The sequence below is a fragment of the Oceanicella sp. SM1341 genome, assembly GCF_003448965.1.
In the GTDB taxonomy this organism is placed as follows: domain Bacteria; phylum Pseudomonadota; class Alphaproteobacteria; order Rhodobacterales; family Rhodobacteraceae; genus Paroceanicella.
Map to the genome: position 1 here is coordinate 1 of NZ_QRGC01000065.1, position 3,972 is coordinate 3,972.

General features: G+C 58.6%; 4 protein-coding genes. 3 read left to right on the top strand and 1 reads right to left on the bottom strand.

Annotation, left to right across the window (positions count from 1 at the left end):
• The first annotated feature begins 19 nt into the window (after nt 1-19).
• Genes hflK through D3P35_RS25540 form a run of 3 tightly spaced genes read left to right on the top strand, consistent with a single transcriptional unit; the run spans nt 20 to nt 2,449 of the window.
• A complete protein-coding gene (hflK, locus tag D3P35_RS25530; RefSeq protein WP_118138746.1) occupies nt 20-1,108 on the top strand; it encodes an FtsH protease activity modulator HflK in 1,089 nt (362 codons plus the stop codon).
• Nucleotides 1,105-2,118, top strand: a complete 1,014-nt coding sequence (hflC, locus tag D3P35_RS25535) for a protease modulator HflC (RefSeq protein WP_118138747.1) — start codon at nt 1,105-1,107, stop codon at nt 2,116-2,118. Before hflK ends, hflC begins: the two co-directional genes overlap by 4 nt.
• Before the next feature lie 19 nt (nt 2,119-2,137).
• The gene (locus D3P35_RS25540; protein WP_118138748.1) at nt 2,138-2,449 is read left to right on the top strand and encodes a hypothetical protein; all 312 of its coding nucleotides are present in this window, start codon (nt 2,138-2,140) and stop codon (nt 2,447-2,449) included.
• A gap of 275 nt (nt 2,450-2,724) precedes the next feature.
• Here the strand turns inward: D3P35_RS25540 and nhaA are convergent.
• A partial coding sequence (nhaA, locus tag D3P35_RS25545; protein WP_118138749.1) for a Na+/H+ antiporter NhaA occupies nt 2,725-3,972 on the bottom strand: 1,248 nt, incomplete at its 5' end.

Sequence of the window (3,972 nt, forward strand, 5' to 3'; positions counted from 1 at the left end):
GCGAAACGCACTCCCCATCATGAGATGGGTATCACCTCGCAACGCCAGAGCTCATCTACAACGTGGGCCCCAGACGCGGCTTACACAGAACCGCGCTCCACCAGAGATCGATGCCATTCTTCGCCATGGTCGCGAGCGCTTGGGTGGGCTGTTGCCAGGTGGGCTGCCGCCCGCCAAGAGTATCGCGGTGGTGGGGGCCGTTGCTTTCTTCGCAGTTGTAGCTTGGTCGTCCTACTATACTGTGCCAAGTGACTCAGTCGCAGTGGTCCAGCGATTTGGAAAATACACCGCTGAGGTTCCGCCGGGGCTTCACTTCAAATTTCCGCTTGGAATCGATGTGGCGACGCTGGTTCCCGTGAAACGTCAGCTGAAACAGGAATTCGGCTTTACAACACCGGGTGCAGGGGATCCGTTTCAAAGCCCGGTCGATGGCCGCCGCGAAACCGAGATGGTAACCGGGGACCTGAACGCCGCTCTCGTGGAATGGGTGGTGCAATACCGGATATCAGAGCCCCTGAAATTCCTCTTCGAGGTGCGTCAGCCGGGCGCGACGCTTCGCTATGTCTCCGAATCGGTGATGCGTGAGGTTGTCGGCGACCGCACGGTCGACGAGGTCATCACCATAGGCCGGCAGGAGATCGAAAGCGAAGCTCTTCTGAAGATGCAGGCACTGACGACCAAGTACGCGATGGGGATCAGCATCGATCAGGTGCAGCTCAAGAACATCAACCCGCCCGAACCGGTTCAGGCCTCTTTCAATGAGGTCAATCAGGCGCAGCAGGAGAAGGAGCGCTTGATCAACGAAGCGCGCCGCGAATACAACAAGGTCATTCCGCTGGCCGAGGGCGAGAAAGACCAGCGCATCCGCGAGGCCGATGGCTATCGCCTAAAACGCATAAACGAGGCTGAAGGTGACGCCGCACGGTTCACCGCGCTTCTGGCCGAATACGTGAAGGCGCCCGAAGTCACGAGGCGGCGCATCTATATCGAGACGCTGCAGGATGTGCTGCCAGGGATAGGGTCGAAGATCATCGTCGATGGCTCGACCGCGAGCATTCTCCCGCTTCTGACGCTCGATCGGGCTCGGGGGGATAAGCCACGAAAATGAAATTTGGAGTTCTTGCAGGACTCGCCGTTGCGGTCGTCGTGACCGCGCCGAGAGCCTTCTATACGGTTGGCGAAGTCGAACAGGCTATCATTACGCAATTCGGCAAGCCCATCGGGGAACCGGTCACGACAGCTGGCCTCAAGTTGAAACTACCCTTCATTCAGGAGGTTAATCGGATCGACAGCCGGGTTCTCGAGTGGGACGGCAATCCTTCGGACATGCCAACCAAGGATAAGCTCTATATATCCGTTGACTTGTTCGCCCGTTGGAAGATCACAGATCCGTTGCAGTATTTTCTGCGATTGCGCGACGAGCGCAGCGCGCAATCGCGGCTCGACGACATTCTCGGCAGCGAGACCCGAAATGCCGTCGCCAAACACGAGCTTATCGAGATCATTCGGACAACGAAAGATCGGGTGCCGCTACGGGACACGCTCCTGACGGATGAAGAACGCGCGCAGGACATCGGTGCGCTGGTTCCCATACAGAAGGGCCGGGCAATGGTGGAGCAGGAGATCTTCACGGCCGCCGCAGAGAAGGTCCGTGTCTTTGGGATCGAACTGCTCGACATCCGCTTCAAGAGGATCAACTACAACGAAAGCGTGCGTCCGAAGATCTATGATCGCATGATTTCGGAGCGACGTCAGATCGCCGAGCGTTTCCTGTCCGAAGGCAATGGCGAAGCCGCGCGTATCCGCGGCAACCGCGTGCGGGACCTGAACAAGATCCAATCCGAAGCCTACCGGGATGTGGAAGAAATCCGGGGTCTGGCAGATGCCTCGGCGGCGGACATCTATGCAAGAGCTTACAACATCACTCCCGAGGCGGCTGAATTCTATGCGTTCACGCGAACGATGCAGGCCTACAAGGATATGATCGCGGGTGGAACGACACTTGTTCTCACGACCGACAGTGATCTCTTCGGATACTTGAGGGCAATGGAAGCCGGAACGTCGGGAGCAGACGCATCGCCTCCTCCCGAAGGGGCTGAAACTGTGGTCGAACGATGATGCCAGGGAGACAACAGCGATGACCGACGATCCGGTTGATCTCGATGCAAGGCGAAGCGCCGAAGGCAGGATTGCGGCCGATATCCGGCGACACCCCCTGAAGGATTTCGAAGCCGATCAAAGAGCGCTCCGCGTGCGGCAGGAGGAACTTGAAGTACAGCTCCTCGCCCAACCTGCCGCCAACTGGCACGAGGCAGCGCTCAAGGCGCAGTATCTGATACGGCGCTACTCGGAAACCGCCGAAGCCAGTGACGCCCGGCGACAGGAACTCATCGAGCGCACGCTTGGTGATCCGGCACGGCTGATCGAAGAGGATGGCGCAGATCGATGACCGAACTCGTGGATCAGGACAATGGGCCTGTGCGGGCCATCGACGATGTCCCGAAAGAGCGTCTTTGTCTCCGTTGCCGCACGCCCTTTCCGAGTGAAGGCTTCGGGGAGCGGATTTGTCGGCGGTGCAAAGCGTCGCACTCATGGCAAACGGCGGTGCAACCTGTCCGCTCGTCAGGGCGCCGGTGACAGCTGTATTGCAGCGCCCTGGCCCAAATCCAAAATCCTGGGCACTCCAGAAGGCTGCAGTCTCTGAGCGTCGTCATGGGTTGCGTATCATGTCCTCGTCTCGAGCCGTGTCAGTTGAAGCAGTATCAGTGTGCCGATTGTCGCAGCGAAGGCCGATCCTGACAGGATTCCTAGTTTGGCAGCGTTAAGCATCGTCGCATCGAAGGCCTGCCCCGCGATGAAGAGCGACATCGTGAACCCAATGCCCGCTAGAAACGAGCCGGCCACGATGAAGGGCCAAGACAGACCCGTCGCAAGCACCGCAATGCCGGAGCGAACTGCAAGCCAGCTGAAACCGAGTATGCCGATCGGTTTTCCCAATACCAATCCGGCAATGATCGCCAGAGTGACTGTTTGTCGGAAATCGGCACCCTGAAACGTGATGCCTGCATTAGCCAGCGCGAAGATCGGCATGATTGCAAAGCCGACCCAAGGGTGCAGTATCATCTCGAGACGCTCGACTGGTGAGACGGATTCGGTAACTGCTGTGCGGGCCTGGAGAAGGTCATGACGTTCTGCGGTATCGCCACTCCAATACTCGCCGGCAGGATGGGCCAGCAAACGCCCCAGGACCCCGCGTAGACGTGCATCGCTGACCCAGACGTCGGTGGGTGTCATGAGGCCCAGAATGACGCCAGCGATGGTCGCATGGATGCCGGATGCGTCAATACACAGCCAGATTCCCGCTCCTATCAATGAATAGACCGGAACACTTCTGATTCCGAGCCGCGAGGCGCTTGCAACGGCACCAATTCCCAGCAGACCTCCCCCGAATGCCGGCCAGTTCAGGGCTTCTCCGTACCCGAGCGCGACCACGAGAATCGCGCCGACATCATCGAATATCGCCAAGGAGAGCAAGAAGAGACGCAGGGTAGGTGGAACCCGGTTTCCGAATAGCGCGAGGCACCCGATTACGAATGCCGTATCGGTTGCCATAACGGTTCCCCAACCATGCAGTCCGGATTCTCCGGACATCAACGCCAAATACACTGCGACTGGAACCACCATGCCGCCCACGGCCCCTGCCAGAGGCAAGGCGACTTGTCGAGGATTTCTCAATTCGCCCAGAACGATTTCCCTCTTGAGCTCGAGCGAGAGCACAAAGAAAAAGAGCGTCATCAACCCGTCATTGACCCAGTGGCGCAGGGAGCGGCTGAAATCCCATGAGCCGAATGTCAGGCCGATACGAGTTTCCCAGAAATCCAGAAAAACGTAAGCGGCGTCTGGGGCCCACGTTGTAGATGAGCTCTGGCGTTGCGAGGTGATACCCATCTCATGATGGGGAGTGCGTTTCGC